This is a genomic window from Streptomyces olivochromogenes (assembly GCF_001514115.1).
GTDB lineage: Bacteria > Actinomycetota > Actinomycetes > Streptomycetales > Streptomycetaceae > Streptomyces > Streptomyces olivochromogenes.
The window spans coordinates 64,300-79,825 of the sequence record NZ_KQ948477.1; the positions used below are offsets into that span (position 1 = coordinate 64,300).

Sequence of the window (15,526 nt, forward strand, 5' to 3'; positions counted from 1 at the left end):
GCTGCTCTACTGGACCCCCGGCCCTCAACTCGACGCACCTGAGGCAACAGCCCGAAGCAGCGGCGTCAGCTCCTCCGCCACGGCGAGGAGGACACGGTCTGCGTACGCCGGTCCGATGATCTGGACGCCGATCGGCAGCCCCTCCTCGGTCGTGGTCACCGGTATGACCAGGCTGGGCAGGCCAACGTGGCTGGTGAGGTTGGCCCACCCGGTCTGGTCGAAGAAGCTGCGCTCCGTGCCGTCGACCACGAGCGAACGGCTACCGGCGGGGATCGCGGGGGTGGGGGCGGCTGGCGTGAGGAGGACGTCGTGCTCCGTGAAGAACTGCTGCCAGGTCTGTCGGAGCCTGGCTCGGTCTTCGTCCGCACGGAGCCAGGTGCGATGGGTCTGGGTCCGGTGGCGGAGGAATGCCGCGCGGGGGCTGGCGTCGTCGTCCCCTAGTGCTCGTGCGGCGGCGAGTTCCTCGGCTGCGGCTTCGTCGCCGGTGGTGGCTGTCGCGGTGGCGTGCAGAAGCTGCTCGAACAGGCGCGTGGAGTCACCGAAGTGCACGGGGCCTGTGGAGCGGCGGACCAGGGCCCCGGTCCTTGACAGCGTCTGCTCGACGGCAGCCAGAGCCCGTGCGGTCGCATGGTCGACGGGGCAGCTCGGGTCCTCAGCCCAGATCGCGACGCGCAGCTGGTCGACGTTCTTGCTCGGTGTCGGCAGTTCCACGCGCCAGGGTGTGTTTTCGCTCGGTGACGGTGCGGTCAGCGCGGCGAGCAGCAGGTCGAGGTCTCGGGGGTGGCGAGCCAGGGGGCCGGGCGTGACCATGTCGCTGCTGGTGAGCCAGCCGGGCAGCCTGGGGATATGGCCGCGGGCCGGGACGAGCCCGTGCGTGGGCCGAAGGCCGTACACCCCGCAATTGTGGGCCGGCAGGCGGAGTGAGCCGGCGAGGTCGCTGCCGAGGTCGGCGGGTGTGAGGTGGGCGGCGACCGCTGCGGCGGGTCCGCCGGAGGAGCCGCCGACTGTGCGGGCTGGGTCGTGCGGGTTGAGTGTGGGGCCGAAGAGGGCGTTGTCGGTGTGGAGGTCCTGGCAGTAGGCGGGGGTGTTGGTCTTGCCCATGATTACCGCGCCTTGGTGGCGGAGCCGTGCGACCGCGTCGGCGTCCCGCTTGGGGATGTGGTCCTTCAGGTCGTCGGCTCCGCTGGTGGTGCGCAGGCCGGCCGTTTCGAAGCTGTCCTTGATGGTGAGCGGGAGGCCGTCGAGGATTCCGGTGTTCTCGCCGCGGGCTCGGCGTTCGTCAGCCGTGCGGGCGGCTTGCCGGGCCGCGTCGTCGTCGCGGGTGATGACGGCGTTGACGGTGCTGCCGTCGATCCGGTCGAGGTGGAGATCGAGCAGTTCGCGACTGGAGATCTCGCGGCGGTCCAGGGCGCGGAGCTGGACGTGCGCGGGCTGGCGGGTCAGGTCGGTCGTCATGCGCAGGCTCGCTCGGTGTGGGGGGCGCGGGCGGGTTCATGGGGAAGGTGTCGGGCGACGGCGAGGAGGGCGGCGATCTCATCCAGGGGCCCACTGGTCTGGCGGTCGGCGTCGGCGAAGTCGGTGAGCTGGTCGGGGTCGGGACGTTCGCCTGCGGCGCGGGCGGCGATGCCGGCGAGGATCTGGTCGGCGGTGACAGCGGCGTTCAGCTCTTCGCCGTGGAGCCCTTCCGCCCGGTGGTGGGCTTCGCTGCTCTCGCGGACCCTTGTGTCGAGGTACGGGCGGATTACGAAGCGGCCGTCACGGATCTCAACTACGCGCCGGTAGAGCTTGATCCCGATGCTGCGGAAGCGACGTCGCTGGGCGGGGTCGGCCCGGTCGATCGGCAAGGCGATCTCGGGCACCTCGCTGTAGAAGGCCAGCCACAGGGGGCACAGGCCACGGTAGCTGCGGTGCTGCTTGATCCGGTGCTGGACGTTCCCGGCCTGGTCACTGACCGTGGGCACCAGCCAGCCGATGAGGGTGAGCATGGCGCCGACGTCGCCGCAGGTCCAGGCGAAGCTCTCCCACTGGGCGAGGGACCTGTCGAAGGCGCCCGCGATGACGTCGCCGATCCGGACGGCGCTGTATCCGAGGGTGATGGTGGCGCCCAGGGCGACGACCCGCAGGCCGATGCGGACGGAGGCGCGGCTGCTGCGTCGGGCGAGTCGCCAGCAGGCTCGGACGAGGAACAGCTCTCCGAGGGTGTAGGCGGTGACGTACAGGGTGAGGTACGCCGCGTACAGGTTGTCGTGGGCGTAGTACAGCGTGAAGTCGATCGGTCTGGGGGCGCTGGGTGTCAGCAAGGCGAACAGCACCAGCAGCCCCGCGATCACCCCGAGGCCGACGCTGAGCCACGCTCGTGCTCTCCTGCGGGCGACCTCGGGAGGCGAGCCCCAGTAAGTGAGAACCACCTGCTGGCAGGCGATCAGCGCGACCACACATCCCATGGCCAGCGGCACGGAGACGTTCACCGTGCCCAGGACACGGTCGAGGTACTGCCACATCGGGGTGATGGAGAACAGGAACGACAAGCCCGACAGCAGAAAGACGGCGGCCAGGGCCGTGGAGGCGGGGTCGCGGCGCCGGGCGGGGACATCCCGCAGGAGGCACAGGAATCCCAGCGCGGCGACGACAAGGCTGATCGGGTGGAGCAGGTCCTTCACCGTCGCGCCTCCCGTCGGCGCAGCAGGGTGTGCGTGACCCGGTCCTGGACGTCGTCGCCGGAGGACTCGTCGCTGCGCAGCCAACGGTCGATGATCCGGCTCTGGACGAGCGAAGCGAGGAGTTCGGTGTCGCGTTCCTCGGCCTCGTCGTACTTGGTCCGCCCCAGCATCATCTTCACGACCGCTGGGTCCATGGTGGTGATGAGAGCCGGCGCCAGGGCGGACAGCGGGCGGGACTCATGGTGCCCGAGCAGCAGGTGGCTGAACTCGTGAGCGATGATGTGATCTTGATGCAGAGGGCTGGTCCGCGGGTCGTAGAACACATAGACGGCACTCTCGGTGACGGCACATGCCCCGCAGACCGACGGCGCCTGCTCCTGCGGCACCAGAATTACCTCGCGGCCGGTGCGACGGGAGATCTCGTCCCGTAGGTCGCGGACGCTTGTGACGTGGGGGAGGTCCAACTCGGCCAGGAGATCCCCCTGGCGTCGCCTACGTACAGACCACATTCTCGTTCCTTGCTCATTTCCTGAACTGCAGCCGGAAGTCGACTAGTTGGAGGGCGGAAGCCCCTCCATCTTTCGCACGCCGTCCACGAGACCGAGAACCGCGTCCTTCCCGTCCGCCGAGACATCGGAGAGACGAAGGAGAACGTTTTTGATCTTCGAATCGCGGAGCAATTCCAGCAACTTCAGCTCCTGCGCAGTCTTTTCGGCGACTTCATCGTCGAACCAGTAGGCGGCAGGAACACCGAAAAACGTTGCGAGCGCTTCGAGATGACGCATCGTCGGATTATCGCGGCGTCCGGTGCGCAGCATCCACAGATAGGTGGACGTCACCGTTTCAAGCCCTCGCGCGGCCATCAGCTCGGCCACCTCGGCATTGCTGTACGGGCCGCGATCAGGCGGGTGCACCACGTCAAACAGGCGGTTGAGCCGCTCGCTGAGCTTCCGCGCGCGCGGACTCATCGGCTCCTTTGTCAACTCTTTCATGATCCTTTCCGGGACGCGGGTTCATTCGGGTTGAGTCACTGTACTCCACCATTAACACCAGTTGACGCACCGATCCTGAATATGGATAGTTCTTCCTCACCAGCACGTTTCCGCGTCTACGCGCGCCTCCCCGGTCGGCCCGTTCGCATTTACCGGCAGAGGCGCACTGGCCGACGTGACGCGTGCCATATTCACCCGGCGACATACGTTGCGCCTGGGACTGCAGGGCGTTTTTGATCTTCGAGCGGAAGGTGCAGGGGTGGCGGTGGGAACACTCAATCCACTTCGCAATGGCAGTGCAGCCAATTCCGCGCACCCATTCCATTTCGGACATTCTGGCGCACTTCGCAAGTTCCGGGCAACCATGACCATGGACCACCCGGCGGCTTCGCCGCAGACCGCGCCGCCAACCGCGAGCGATTACGAGAGCTTTTCGCGCCATCACGCTCTGCGACTAGTACAGAGATTAAGAACCAACTCTGGATCTTGACACGGGTCCGTGCGTATGTTCGTCGTCCCCGGGCAGCCCGCCCGGCGCCACGAACGTGAGGAGCACGGCAGGTACCGACCAGACCGTGTAGGTCCGCATACAGCGGCGGCGCCCGAGAGCGGTAACTCCCGGACGCCGAACGCTCAGCGGCATAACCCGCCCCGGCAAGGGCGGAGATTGCCCACCATCACCACGCTGATCCCTTCCACGGGGCGCTTCAGCGTGGCAACACTGCAAAGGGGATTCTTGCATGCCTCCTGCCCTGCGCAAAAGGCCAAACTGCCTGGCCTGCGCGGCAGCCGCCTCCGTCTCGGTGCCTTCCCAACCCGGGCCGGACCACACCACCACGGCCTCGGCAAACCGTCGGCCCCGCCTCGTGAGCGGGAGCGGCCGATGAGCAGCGATGCCCGCGAGTGGGTGTGGGAGCACAGCTCCAGCCGGGGAACCGCACGCCTGGTCCTGCTGTCGATCGCCGACCGGGTGACCGACGAGCAGTGCGTCTCCTGGGCCTCCCTGACCAGCCTGGCCAAGCGCACGCGCGCCTCCGTGTCCACGGTGCGCGAGGCCATCGGCCGGTTGGTCGACGACGGTGAGCTGGAGCAGCTCGACGACCTCACCGGCCCGCAGCGCAGCACGGTCTACCGCCTGCCCCTCGCCGCCAAGGCCGTCGCGCAGGCCCTGCGAGAGCAGCAGGAGGCCCGCGACGGCGCGTCGGCCGACGAGTCCGAGGCCGCCTTGACACTCCGGATCTCGGCCCTGCGACGGTGCGGAATCCGCCCGCGAGAGGTACCGGAATCCCCCGCGAGGGTCCGGAAACCGGCAGTACCGGAAACCGGCAGGTCCCGACGGAAACCGGCACCTCGACGTACCGGAAACCGGCATAGCGATGTACCGGAAACCGGCACACAGAACCGTAGTGAACCGGAATTGAACCGTAGGTACAGCAGTGGTGGTGCCGCCGTCACCTCGGCTGCCGAGTGGCAGGTCGACCCAGCCACCCACGCCTGGGCCCGCCAGCAGGGACACCTCGACCGCCTCGGCGAGGAGGGCCTGCAGGCAGCCGATGCGAAGTGGCGTGCCCACCGGGCCGACTTCAAGCCGCGGACTGCGGCGGTCTGGGCTGCCGACTGGCGCTCCTGGGTCGCTCGGGAGCACGCCTCGGGCCGCCCGACTCTCTACGCCGTGCCTGGCAAGGGCCCCGCTCAGCCGGGCGGCATGACGCGGGCCGAGGCCCACACTGCCGCTCTCCTCGCCGCCCTCGACGAGCCGACCGGAACGGAGTAGCCACACCGTGGACCGCCGCGAAATCGCCGCCCTGCTGGCCTACATCGGCCGACTCGACCCCCGCACCATCCGCACCGACCAGGGTGAGGCCCGCGACCAGCTCGCCCAGTGGCACGAGCTGCTCGGCGACGTGCCGATGGCCACCCCGCACGGCTGGGACGCCCGCGTCGCCGCCCGCCAGCACATCCGCATCTCGCCGTACCCGATCCTGCCCGCGGACGTCGCCCGCCCGTGGGAGAGCTACCGGCGCGACCGCCTGGCCCGGCACACCGACCCAACGCCATCCGTGGACCCGGACGACCAGGCCGCCTGGACCGCAGAGCTGGCCGGTACCCGCCGCGCCGTCGCCACCGGCACCACCCAGCCCGCACAGGCTCGGGCGATCACCAGCGGCCGGGACGGGATCGACCCGAAGCTGGAGGCGCGGCTGCGGGAGATCGGCTCCTGCATACCGCCCGCCGCCCGCGCCGCCCTCGCGCCCTACCGTCCAGCCCGAGCAGCCCGAGAGGCCGCCGTAGCGCAGGGAATGCCCGACGCTCTGAGCGTTCGGTGCGAGTGGTGCCTGGCCCAGCCCGGCGAGCCGTGCCGCCGCCGGAGGATCGGCCCCGACGACGGAGCACGCGGAACCGCCCCGCGCGCCACCCCGCACCCCGGCCGCCTCGACCTCGCCGCCGCCCAGCAGGCGCAGCAGCCCGCCATGGCCTGACCGGCGCATCCGGCGCGTGCATCCCGTCCGCTGCACCGCCACAACATCCCCGTCCCGCACCGGCTGCGGCGCACGCCCTCGTGCCGCAGCCGGCACCCGACGCCGCGCCCGCCGAGCACCGCCCCGGCCGGCCGACGCGGCAGCACATCGGAGACCCGCCTTGCGCCACATCACCACCCACGACGTGCCGGCCACCGGCCTGCGCGGCATCGGAGACACCAGCTGGCACACCCGCGGTGCGTGCCACGGCATGGACGTCGAGGACGCCGACGCAGTGTTCTTCCCCGGGCCCCGGGACCACGAAGAGATCGCGGAGGCGAAGGAGCTGTGCGGCTGGTGCCCCGTACGCCGCGACTGCCTCGACTTCGCCCTGGAGAACGTCCTCAAGGAGGGCATCTGGGGCGGCCTCACCGAAGCCGAGCGGCGTCCCCTGCACGACGGACTGCACCGGCGCCTCGACTACCGGCGCGTCACCGCCTTCTTCCAGGGACGCGACGTGCACCTGACCGAGGCCGAGCGGCAGGTCGTCATCGACCACGCCTACGTCCGGGGCTGGCGGCCCGACCGGCTCGCCGCAGCCCTGCAGATCAGCCACAAGCACGCCCGAGACCTGCTCCGGCAGGCCGCCAACAAGGTCTTCGACCGCGACCGCACCTACGGCGTTCCCCGCCCCAAGAAGAAGCGGAAGAAGACCTGCAAGGCAGCGAGCACCCTTACGCCCGCCGCTCCCGGCACTCAGCAGCCAGCAGCCCGCCCGGCAGCGTCGACCCCGGCGCCCGCCCCTCTCGGAAAGGCCGCATGACCCACCCCGTCCTCGCCTTCGGTGCCGCTTCGGACCTCCCGCTCCTTCTCGCCGCCGTCGTGTCCGCCGCCCTCACGCTCGTGCTGACCGCCTGGACCATCCGGCGCCGGGGAACTCGCCCGCAGAAGCGTCTCGGCGGCCCGGCGGTCAAGGTCGCCGCCGTTGCCGCCCTCGGCTGTACCGCCTACAGCGCCGACACGAGCTGGCGCTTCGCCGCCGACTACCTCGACATGGCCGGCACCGCCGAGCGGGCCGGCATGTTCGCCGCCGCCGAACTCGCCCTGTTCGCCACCGCGCTAATGGCCCGGCAGAACCTGGCCACCCAGGGCGCCCCCGGTCTGCCGGGCACGCTGGTCTGGGTGATCACCGGAGTGCAGGTGATCCCCGCCTACGCCGAGAGCGGCCCTGTCGGCGGCACGGTCCGCGCCTTCGTCGGGCCGGTCATGGCAGCGATGCTGTGGCACCTCGCCATGGGCATCGAACTGCGCCTGCGCACCCCCGGCGCCGCCTCACACGGGCTGATCGCCGTCCTGGGCCGGGAGGCACGCGAGCGGCTCCTGTCCCGCCTCGGCATCGCCGCGCGAGACCGCGACGCCGCACAGATCACCCGCGACCGGGCCACCGCCCGGGCAGTCGCCCTCGCCGCCCGCCTCGCCGAGCGCGCGCCCGAGCAGCAGCGAAACCGTAACGGTCGACGGCTGACCCGGCGCCTGTCGAAGGCGGTCGGCAGGGCCTCGGTCGGGACCGACCCTCTCCAGCGCGCTCAGCTGCTCGACCAGCTCGCTGCCCGTCGGCACGCCCTCGCGCTGGCCACGGTCCCGCTCCCCTCTCCTTGGTCCCCGGCGCACAGCAGCGCATCGGCAGCCACGGTCCCCTCGCAGCCGACGGCGAACGCGCCGGTCCCCGTCCCCGGTCTCCACGGTCCCGACGAGCCGGGCTCAGACCGGGGACCGAGCACTCCTCGGGGACCGGTCCCCGAAATCGCGGACTTGAAAGCCCAGCCAAGCGCGGGGACCGAAGGCGACGAAATGGGGACCACCGCGGGGACCAGCGGCCCTGAAGACGGCGCGGTCCAGGAGACCGGTCCCGCCGATCCGGAAGCCGCGGAGCGGGACACCGCAGCCACGGGGACCGACCGCACTACGCGAGAAGTCGCTGCTCAGGGCCCAGATTCGCATCGGGGACCGAGCGCCGCTGAGTCGGGGACCGAGACCACTGGGGACCGGGGACCGACCGACACCGACACGGGGACCGAGACCACTGGGGACCGGGGACCGACCGACACCGACACGGGGACCGAGACCACTGGGGACCGGGGACCGACCGACACCGACACGGGGACCGAGACCACTGGGGACCGGGGACACAAGGTCCCCCTCCGCCGGAAGACGACCACGAAGCCCCGGACGAAGAACAAGGGGAAGCGCGCCCGGCCCCGCACCCCGCAGACACAGCGCCCGCCACGCGAGCCGGAGCAGTCGGTGGACCAACTCGTCCAAGAGGTCCGTCCCCACGTCCCCGCCCTGCTCGAACGGGACGGCAACGAGTCCGTCACCCGGGTCCAGCTGCGGGAAATCCTCCGCCGCGAGGGCCTGAAGGGCGGCCGGAACGACCGACTGAGCCTCGTCCTCCAGCAACTGCGGAGCGACGACAAAACGACGCCAAGGAGCACCGCCCGATGAAGACCTGCCACCAGTTCGACACCGTCCGCGCGGAGTACGAGCGGGAGATCGGCTTCATGCTCGCCCACTCCAAGCGGCACGAGGGCAGGCCGGCGGCGAAGTCCAGCGCGAAGCAGGCTGCCTCGACGAAGCAGCGGATGGCCCGCGCGCTCAACAGTCACGTCGGCCGCTGCCCAGAGTGTGGCTGAACCGGCAAAACCCCAGCTCAAACCCCTAATCGCAACGGGTGGCCCGGCTCTGTGCCGGGCCACCGCCCCGCTCCAGGAGACACGCCGTGATTCCGCGTCCCCCTCGCTCATCCGAGCCCACATCCGCCGAGGCCAGCGCCTGGGCGGACGTTCTGGTCCGCCGACGACTCCTGCACGCCGCCGTCCGCATGCCGACCGGCCAGTGGCTCGTCCTGGACCACCCCGCCGGCCCCGTCCGCCTTCTTCTGGGACCGGCCGACGTCCTCGCGCTGGCCGCGACCATCCAGAACCACACCCGCTCCACGAGGTCCGAAACACGATGACGAACCCCGCCCAGAACGGCCCCACCCCGGAACCTGATCCCGACTCCAACTCGGTCTCGGGGCGAGCAAGTTGGGGCGGAAGCGTAGCTTCCGTCAAACCCGCCCGCGAGGGGGCGGGAGAGGACCTGCACCGGGGGGCGCAGGTCCTTCAGGCTTCGACCGGGGGCGGATCGAAGCCGGGGCAGGAGGAGAAGCAGACTGAGCCGCGCGCCCGCCGACAGCGCGCTCCTCGCGCCCGCCAGCGCCCGCGCCAGTCACCCGAGAACAAGCGCCTGCACCAGCCCAACACACGCTTCAACGATGATGAGTTCGCCCTGATCAAGTCCGCCGCCGCCCGATGCAATCTTTCCGTCGCCGGATTCCTCGCCCGCTCCGCGCTCGCCGCCGCACGCGACCTCGACCGCACCAGCGCCGAGATCGCCGACGAACGCGAAGTGATCACAGCCCTGTTCGACAGCCGGCGTCGGCTCGGCTGGGCCGGCAGCAACCTCAACCAGGCAGTCAAGGCACTCAACTCCGGTGCAGACGCTCCCCAGCTTGAAGCAGCCGTCGCCGCCGTACGGCGGGCCGCCGACACCGCGCACGAAGCCGCAACACGGCTGATCGAGCACCACGGCTCATGATCCCCAGCGTCAACCCGTCCGGGTCGGACACCAGAGGTCTCCTCTACTACCTCTACGAGACCGGCAAGTACGAGGACCACACCGACCCCCACCTCGTCGCCTCCTTCGACGGCATGGCCCCCGACCCCGGCCGCGACCCGAACGCCACCCTCAAAGACCTCCAGCAGCTCCTGGACCAACCCGTGATGGCCCTCGCCAAGCACGCCCGCCCGGCCAAGCACGTATGGCACACCTCCGTCCGCGCCGACCCCGGCGACCGGATCCTGTCCGACGAGGAGTGGGCCGACATCGCCCGCCGGATCGTCGCCGCCACCGGAATCGACCCCGGCGGCGGACAGTCCGGCTGCCGCTGGGCCGCCGTACGCCACGCCGACGACCACATCCACATCGTCGCCACCCTCGTCACCGAGGACGGCCACCGCCCCGACGACTTCCGCTCCGGCGCCCGCGCCCAGGCCGAAGCCCGGCTCATCGAGAAGGAACTCGGCCTCCACCAGGTCGCACCTGGCGACGGCACCGCCGCACAGCGGCCCACCAGCGCCGAACGCCACAAGGCCGAGCGCCAGGGCCGCGAGCGCACCGCCCGCGAGGAACTACGCGAAGCGGTACGGCGGGCGGTCACCGGTGCGAGGAGCGACGAGGAGTTCTTCGACCGTCTCGCCGCCGCCGGCCTCCTGATCCGCAAGCGCGCCGCACCTTCCGGCGACCTCCTCGGATACAAGGTCGCCCTGCCCGACGACCTGAACAAGAACGGCGAGCCGGTGTTCTACCCCGGCGCGCGCCTGGCCCCCGACCTGTCGCTGCCCCGCATCCGGGAGCGGTGGTCCGCCGACGCCCAGGACGGTCCTCCTTCCCAGCAAGAGCAAGCGATCCGTACAGGGCCGGGCAGTCCGGCCGCCGCACGCCGCGGGACGGCGTCAGCCGTGTGGCAGGCCGTGCTCGTCATCGAGCACGGCGAGGACGCGGTTGCCGCCGGCCACATCGCCGCAGCCGGGGAGGTCCTGGACGCCCTCGCGAAGACGTCCGCCGCCCACACCCGCCGCGAACTACGCGACGCCGCCACGGCTTTCGAGCGGGCCTCGCGCTCCCATGTTCGCGCCGTACGGGGGCACGATCGGGCGCTGCGGCAGGCCGCCCGCGACCTCGTCCACGGCGGCCCGGCCCTCGGCCGCGGGGAGGACGGCGCCACCACCGCGATGGCCATCGACATGCTGTTCTTCCTCATCACTGCCGCCGCGCACTGGCACGCCAGAAAGGGACACGCCCAGCAGGCCGAAGCCGCCACCCGGGCCGCCGAGCACCTGCGCACCGCCTACCAGGCCGCCTCCGCCCAGCCCCTCGGCGTGCTCTACCAGCGAGGCCGGCGCCTGAGCCGACCGATGCTCCAGCGGCAGACCGCACTGCTGCGGGAGACGCTGCCGGAGCTGGCCGAGCAGATCCTCGCCGAGCCCGGCTGGTACGCCTTGGCCGCGACTATCGCGGAGGCCGAAGCCGCCGGCTGCGACCCGGCCGTCCTCCTGTCCGACGTTGCGGAACGACGCGAACTCGACACCGCGGACTCCGTCAGCGACGTGCTCGTGTGGCGGATGCGGCGAACAGCCGACCTGCCCGCCGACGCGTCCCACCTGCCCGAGACCAACACCGCAGGGCGCCGTTCCACACCGCGCCGCTCGACGTCCAGGCCCTCCGCGCCCGATAGGCGGCGCAACGGGGAGCAGGCATCGCCCAAGACCCGTTAGGCCGGCCGGGTGCCGCTACGCGGCCTGCGGCAGGCCCTCGCCGAGTTCAACCCCGACGGTGTCTTCGACGAAGTCGTACGCACCGAGGCCATCGTCGCCACCCGCCCCTGACAACCCACCCGTTGCTGCCTGGTCCACGCCCCCGTCGCGCGGCCAGACAGCAGCGCCGCCTTGAGACACTCCCCCGCTGGAACAGGTTGACAGACCGCATAACGGCGAAGTCGAGCCGTCGAGGAAGACGACGACGAGTGATCGGGCACACCGTGGCAACGGCACCTCGCCGCACGGAGACACGCACCGTGGCCAACTCGTCATCTGGGTAACCGAGAAGCCGGAGCACCCCTGATGACCTGGCCAAAGGTGACTGTGAACTTTGTGAATTGAAACCGCCGGGGGCCTAGGGCACGATCATGAAACGCGCAGGACGAGGCGACGAGGTAGAGGAGGACGCCAGGGTGTTTCACCGGATACGCCGCCGGGCCAAGGAGCCGAGCGAAGCTCAGAGGCAGTTCGCCGAGCTGCATGCGCGGCTGCAGGGCCAGATCCCGCCGGGCTTTGGAGTGCCAGCGGCTGAGCCGGAGCCCGCCGAGCCGGCCGCCGTCGTGGACGACTTCCTTCCGCCGGAGCTGCGCGTGCCGAGCCACGACCAGGTCGACGGCAAGATGATGCCGTGGAAGCAGCCCCTCGTCCTCGACGGCGAGATGGTCGCCTGCGCCGAGTGCGGCGCGTACCGGGACTGGCTGGTCCTCTCCACCCGCGGTGAGATCTGGCTGCGCTGCCGGGCAGGCCACCAGCAGCTGGAAACCCGCCTCGACACCGCCTGGTACAACCGCAACAGTGGACCCGCGGACGCGACGCACGCCACGTTCGAGGACTGCCTGCGCCACCTCGGGCACTGACCACCACTCCTACGACCCCACCGGGCCCTCGGGCCCGCACTGACCACCCGTCGCCTAGTACCAAGGGGTCAGTTCCGTCATGCGCGTTCGCGTCGCCACCACCGCCCTCAGCATCACCGCCGCCCTCCTCTTCCTGCCCGCCTGCTCCATCGACACCCCCGGGGCCAAGCGCCAGGCCCCCTCCTCCACCCGGACGGGAAAGTCGGCCGACGCCGTCCAGAAGCCGGCCGTGCCCTCCTCGGCCGCGCTCAAGTCCGGCCTGCTCGACCAGAGCGACCTCGGCAGCGGCTACCTGCGTAAGCCGGAGCGTCCGGCCCAGCACGACGACGTCACGGTCATCGGCTGCCCGGCCCTGAGCGAGCTGGGCGGCGACGCGGCGACCGGCGGGACGCTCGCCTTCCCGCACAAGGCGAAGGCGGACTTCACCTACGGCGGCAGCTCCTCGGAGATCTCCGAGGAGCTGTACAGCGACAGCGCGAAGAAGCTGTCCGACGGTGTCGCCCGGATCTTCGACGCGATGACCGGCTGCCCGAACTATCAGGTCGTCGCGGGCGGCTCCCCGGTCGACGTGGCCTCGCAGAAGCTGCCCACACCCCACGACCTCGGTGATGAGCAGTGGAGCCAGCTCCTGACGTTCTCCACGGGAGGGCGGAACACCGTGGTCAAGCAGACCGCGATCCGCGACGGCAATCTGCTGCTGATCGTCTCTGGCTCCCCGGCCCTCGTGGACCGCCACCTGGACAAGGCCCTCGTCAAGGCCACGGCAGCCAGCTGACCGACGCCCGACGTGCTGCTGCCCCCGATCAAGATGGTCGGGGGCAGCAGTGCTGTGCGGCTCGCTCCGCTCCACGGTTCGGCAGGTTCTCAATGGGATGTGATCCATGCGGCGATTGAACTCCCCGTCGTCGTGACGAGGGTTGTGATGACGACCGCCACCAGCCAGGGCGAGATGCGTTGGACGACGATGTGCACTCCACCGAGGCGGAGTTCAAGGGCTGGTTGCTGCTGCTTCTCTTCGGTTCGAGGCATGTGGCTATTCAGCCGCACTGGAACGTGGCATCGCTACGCCATACCTTGGCCACCTTGCCCCAACTTCAATGGGCCTGTGAATACCACATGTTGAGCGGCACCACTTCGCCAAAGCTTGGCCACCTTTCGCCACTTGAGGCGCTGGCAATACCACATGAGAAATCCCCACCGCTTGCCCGAGCTGGCCCCACTTCACCCCACTTCCCTGCCTCGGAGCCTGTCAGGGGCGACACCTTGCGCCTGCCGCCCGGGTCGCCCTCCCTCGACTCGATGGGTCGTCCAAGCCACTGACGGAATGCCAGAAGCCCGGCCTCCGTTCGGGACCGGGCTTCTTCTGTCGGGTTGAAGGACGCCGTCGATCGCTAGGCCGGCGCCCGCAGCAGTCGCTCCCGTGTGGCCAGGGGCGTCACCCGGCGCAGGACCGGTGCCGTCGAGCTGAGGGAGGCGGCGAAGGCGGACACGAGGTCGTGCGGGACGCTGGAACCGAAGGAGGCTGCCCACAGGCAGGGTGCGCCGAGCGCGGGCTCCGCCCACGCCTGCCATCCAGCCGGCCCCGCCTCATCGGCCTCGGCCGTCAGGGCTCGCGGGTCGGCGTCCTGGATGAGAGGCGGCACCTCGCCGAGGCTGATGTGCGAGGTGAACGTCGGGTCCGTCGCTGCCGCGTGGGGTTGGTCGATGTCGCGGAGCCATCCGTGTGCGGCGACGGCGTCGAGGACCAGCTCGGGGCCCGCGAGCGGCACGGTGGGCTCGCCCCGGGCGTCGAGCGCGACGAGGAAGTCAGTCACGGCCTCGCCGGGGACATCGGTGGTGAAGTAGGACGACCACGACGCGAGCGGACTGCTCGTGTCCGCTCGGGCCGAGATGTGCCAGGCGATCGGCAGGTCGCCCAAGTGGAACGGCTCGTCCGCCAGACTCCACTGCGCCCAGCGGAGGGCGTCGGGGCTGATGTGCAGGACGGTGCTGCGCAGGACCTGGCGGTCCTCCGGCACCTCGTCCGGCTCATGCCGTCCGCGAACGATTGTCAGGCTCGTCCAGCCCAGGCCGGAGAGCGTGTCGGCGACGGCGTCGTACAGGCGCCCATCGTCGCCGGCCAAATAGCGAGGGCCAACCCAGAACGCGGGCTGGCCGCCACGCGGAGTGGACGGGTCGAGCGGGAAGTCGGGGTACAGGGGCGCCTCCAAGGGCTCGATGCGGGTCTAGTTACCGCCGGCACGGCGGCGGGGGCGGCGTGGGGGTGCCTGGACGGGGCCCTGCCAGGTCAGGTCGACGGCGACCTCGGGCGGGAGGTGGCCGAGCTGTGCGTCCTCATCCCGTCCTTCGGCGAGATAGACGACGGTCCGGCCGGTCTCGTCCACGGACTGCACGACCTGCGCCAAGCGGTGTGCCATCGGGAAGAAGGGGTTCATGGCCTGGCGGACCGGAGCACTCTGGTCGCAGGCGGACAGCAGATCGATGAGATCGCCGACGGTCATCTCCGGGGACGTCACGAACAGCCTCCTGGGGTGAGGGGGTAACGGGAGCGAAGGAACGGGCCGGGGGCCAGCCGTAAGCCAGCCCACCGGGTGGGACTGCCGGGGACCTGCACCGTCATATGCGGCGCGAGGTCTCCAACACGCGTGCCACGGCGGCGGCGACGATGTCGGCCGGCGTCTCGGTGTCGAATGACAGGTGGTAGCCCGGCACCCTCGCCGTGCCGGTGACGGCGATCGTCCACCCCTCGCCGTCGGTACCGGGGCGGCCATTCGGGAACCAGCCGAGGTAGAAGCGGCCGTCCTTCGAGCTGACGTGCACGTCCGCGCGGTCATCCACGATGAGGTGGAAGTCCTCTGCGGAGAACTGGTCCGTGACGAGCGTGGGCTGGCCAGGGCCGAGCTGCCACTCGCGCAGCCGCAGGGCTCCTACGGTGGTGGAGAAACCAGGGCCGGCGGGAGCTACGATCACAGGCAATCACCTCTCTGACCTGGGATTTCTTGCAAGGTCGTCTACGTTGACATGCCCTCGCCCGCGTTGGCCAGTCTTTCCACGCTCTTTCCTGTCTGCCCCCGGCGAACTGCTGTCCTTTGTCATCCAATCGAGGCGTTTGACAGCGAACTCAGTCGTTTGGGCTTT

The 15,526-nt window shown here is 70.4% G+C and carries 17 protein-coding genes; 10 read left to right on the forward strand and 7 right to left on the reverse strand.

Features of this window, described 5'->3' with window-relative positions; all coding sequences use genetic code 11:
• Positions 1-24: 24 nt before the first annotated feature.
• The 4 genes from AQJ27_RS43860 to AQJ27_RS43875 are packed head-to-tail and all read right to left on the reverse strand — an operon-like array spanning position 25 to position 3,652.
• Entirely contained in the window at positions 25-1,455 is a 1,431-nt protein-coding gene (locus tag AQJ27_RS43860; RefSeq protein WP_067382304.1) for an amidase family protein, read from the reverse strand.
• Complete coding sequence (locus tag AQJ27_RS43865; protein ID WP_067382307.1) at positions 1,452-2,660, reverse strand: MAB_1171c family putative transporter; 1,209 nt, start codon at positions 2,658-2,660, stop codon at positions 1,452-1,454. The genes AQJ27_RS43860 and AQJ27_RS43865 overlap by 4 nt, the downstream gene beginning before the upstream one ends.
• Positions 2,657-3,169 carry a ParH-like protein gene (locus AQJ27_RS59435; protein WP_235613866.1) on the reverse strand — a complete coding sequence of 171 codons (513 nt, stop codon included), beginning with the start codon at positions 3,167-3,169 and terminating at the stop codon, positions 2,657-2,659. Before AQJ27_RS59435 ends, AQJ27_RS43865 begins: the two co-directional genes overlap by 4 nt.
• A gap of 42 nt (positions 3,170-3,211) precedes the next feature.
• Positions 3,212-3,652: an XRE family transcriptional regulator gene (locus AQJ27_RS43875; protein WP_235613867.1), complete on the reverse strand. Its 441-nt coding sequence runs from the start codon at positions 3,650-3,652 to the stop codon at positions 3,212-3,214.
• 883 nt (positions 3,653-4,535) lie between these two features.
• On the opposite strand from AQJ27_RS43875, the gene AQJ27_RS43880 reads away from it, so the two are divergent.
• The 10 genes from AQJ27_RS43880 (at position 4,536) to AQJ27_RS43925 (ending at position 13,163) form a co-directional block, all read left to right on the forward strand.
• On the forward strand, positions 4,536-5,426 hold the full coding sequence (locus AQJ27_RS43880) for a helix-turn-helix domain-containing protein (protein WP_067382309.1): 891 nt from the start codon (positions 4,536-4,538) through the stop codon (positions 5,424-5,426).
• Between the two features lie 7 nt (positions 5,427-5,433).
• A complete protein-coding gene (locus AQJ27_RS43885; protein WP_067382313.1) occupies positions 5,434-6,132 on the forward strand; it encodes a zinc finger domain-containing protein in 699 nt (232 codons plus the stop codon).
• 160 nt (positions 6,133-6,292) lie between these two features.
• Positions 6,293-6,934: a WhiB family transcriptional regulator gene (locus tag AQJ27_RS43890; RefSeq protein WP_067382316.1), complete on the forward strand. Its 642-nt coding sequence runs from the start codon at positions 6,293-6,295 to the stop codon at positions 6,932-6,934.
• Positions 6,931-8,616, forward strand: coding sequence for a hypothetical protein (locus tag AQJ27_RS43895; protein ID WP_067382319.1), 1,686 nt, complete (start codon positions 6,931-6,933; stop codon positions 8,614-8,616). The genes AQJ27_RS43890 and AQJ27_RS43895 overlap by 4 nt, the downstream gene beginning before the upstream one ends.
• Entirely contained in the window at positions 8,613-8,804 is a 192-nt protein-coding gene (locus tag AQJ27_RS43900; protein ID WP_055493674.1) for a hypothetical protein, read from the forward strand. Before AQJ27_RS43895 ends, AQJ27_RS43900 begins: the two co-directional genes overlap by 4 nt.
• Before the next feature lie 86 nt (positions 8,805-8,890).
• Positions 8,891-9,127, forward strand: a complete 237-nt coding sequence (locus AQJ27_RS43905) for a hypothetical protein (RefSeq protein ID WP_079065724.1) — start codon at positions 8,891-8,893, stop codon at positions 9,125-9,127.
• Positions 9,124-9,750, forward strand: a complete 627-nt coding sequence (locus AQJ27_RS59440; RefSeq protein ID WP_235613868.1) for a plasmid mobilization protein — start codon at positions 9,124-9,126, stop codon at positions 9,748-9,750. The genes AQJ27_RS43905 and AQJ27_RS59440 overlap by 4 nt, the downstream gene beginning before the upstream one ends.
• On the forward strand, positions 9,747-11,489 hold the full coding sequence (locus AQJ27_RS43915) for a relaxase/mobilization nuclease domain-containing protein (protein WP_096240397.1): 1,743 nt from the start codon (positions 9,747-9,749) through the stop codon (positions 11,487-11,489). The genes AQJ27_RS59440 and AQJ27_RS43915 overlap by 4 nt, the downstream gene beginning before the upstream one ends.
• 410 nt (positions 11,490-11,899) lie before the next feature.
• Complete coding sequence (locus AQJ27_RS43920) at positions 11,900-12,388, forward strand: hypothetical protein (protein WP_096240399.1); 489 nt, start codon at positions 11,900-11,902, stop codon at positions 12,386-12,388.
• 79 nt (positions 12,389-12,467) lie between these two features.
• Positions 12,468-13,163, forward strand: a complete 696-nt coding sequence (locus tag AQJ27_RS43925; RefSeq protein WP_067382328.1) for a hypothetical protein — start codon at positions 12,468-12,470, stop codon at positions 13,161-13,163.
• Between the two features lie 616 nt (positions 13,164-13,779).
• Here the strand turns inward: AQJ27_RS43925 and AQJ27_RS43930 are convergent.
• From AQJ27_RS43930 to AQJ27_RS43940, 3 genes are all read right to left on the reverse strand, one after another.
• Positions 13,780-14,598: an SPDY domain-containing protein gene (locus AQJ27_RS43930; RefSeq protein ID WP_067382331.1), complete on the reverse strand. Its 819-nt coding sequence runs from the start codon at positions 14,596-14,598 to the stop codon at positions 13,780-13,782.
• A gap of 15 nt (positions 14,599-14,613) precedes the next feature.
• Entirely contained in the window at positions 14,614-14,904 is a 291-nt protein-coding gene (locus tag AQJ27_RS43935; protein WP_067382334.1) for a hypothetical protein, read from the reverse strand.
• Positions 14,905-15,004: 100 nt separating this feature from the next.
• Entirely contained in the window at positions 15,005-15,358 is a 354-nt protein-coding gene (locus AQJ27_RS43940; protein WP_067382338.1) for an SPDY domain-containing protein, read from the reverse strand.
• Positions 15,359-15,526 lie beyond the last annotated feature (168 nt).

Bases quoted from the DNA above. Each gene is read 5' to 3' on its own strand.
- AQJ27_RS43860 (WP_067382304.1), bottom strand. From the start codon at position 1,455: ATGACGACCGACCTGACCCGCCAGCCCGCGCACGTCCAGCTCCGCGCC.
- AQJ27_RS59435 (WP_235613866.1), bottom strand. From the start codon at position 3,169: ATGTGGTCTGTACGTAGGCGACGCCAGGGGGATCTCCTGGCCGAGTTG.
- AQJ27_RS43875 (WP_235613867.1), bottom strand. From the start codon at position 3,652: ATGAAAGAGTTGACAAAGGAGCCGATGAGTCCGCGCGCGCGGAAGCTC.
- AQJ27_RS43880 (WP_067382309.1), top strand. From the start codon at position 4,536: ATGAGCAGCGATGCCCGCGAGTGGGTGTGGGAGCACAGCTCCAGCCGG.
- AQJ27_RS43895 (WP_067382319.1), top strand. From the start codon at position 6,931: ATGACCCACCCCGTCCTCGCCTTCGGTGCCGCTTCGGACCTCCCGCTC.
- AQJ27_RS43900 (WP_055493674.1), top strand. From the start codon at position 8,613: ATGAAGACCTGCCACCAGTTCGACACCGTCCGCGCGGAGTACGAGCGG.
- AQJ27_RS59440 (WP_235613868.1), top strand. From the start codon at position 9,124: ATGACGAACCCCGCCCAGAACGGCCCCACCCCGGAACCTGATCCCGAC.
- AQJ27_RS43915 (WP_096240397.1), top strand. From the start codon at position 9,747: ATGATCCCCAGCGTCAACCCGTCCGGGTCGGACACCAGAGGTCTCCTC.
- AQJ27_RS43920 (WP_096240399.1), top strand. From the start codon at position 11,900: ATGAAACGCGCAGGACGAGGCGACGAGGTAGAGGAGGACGCCAGGGTG.
- AQJ27_RS43925 (WP_067382328.1), top strand. From the start codon at position 12,468: ATGCGCGTTCGCGTCGCCACCACCGCCCTCAGCATCACCGCCGCCCTC.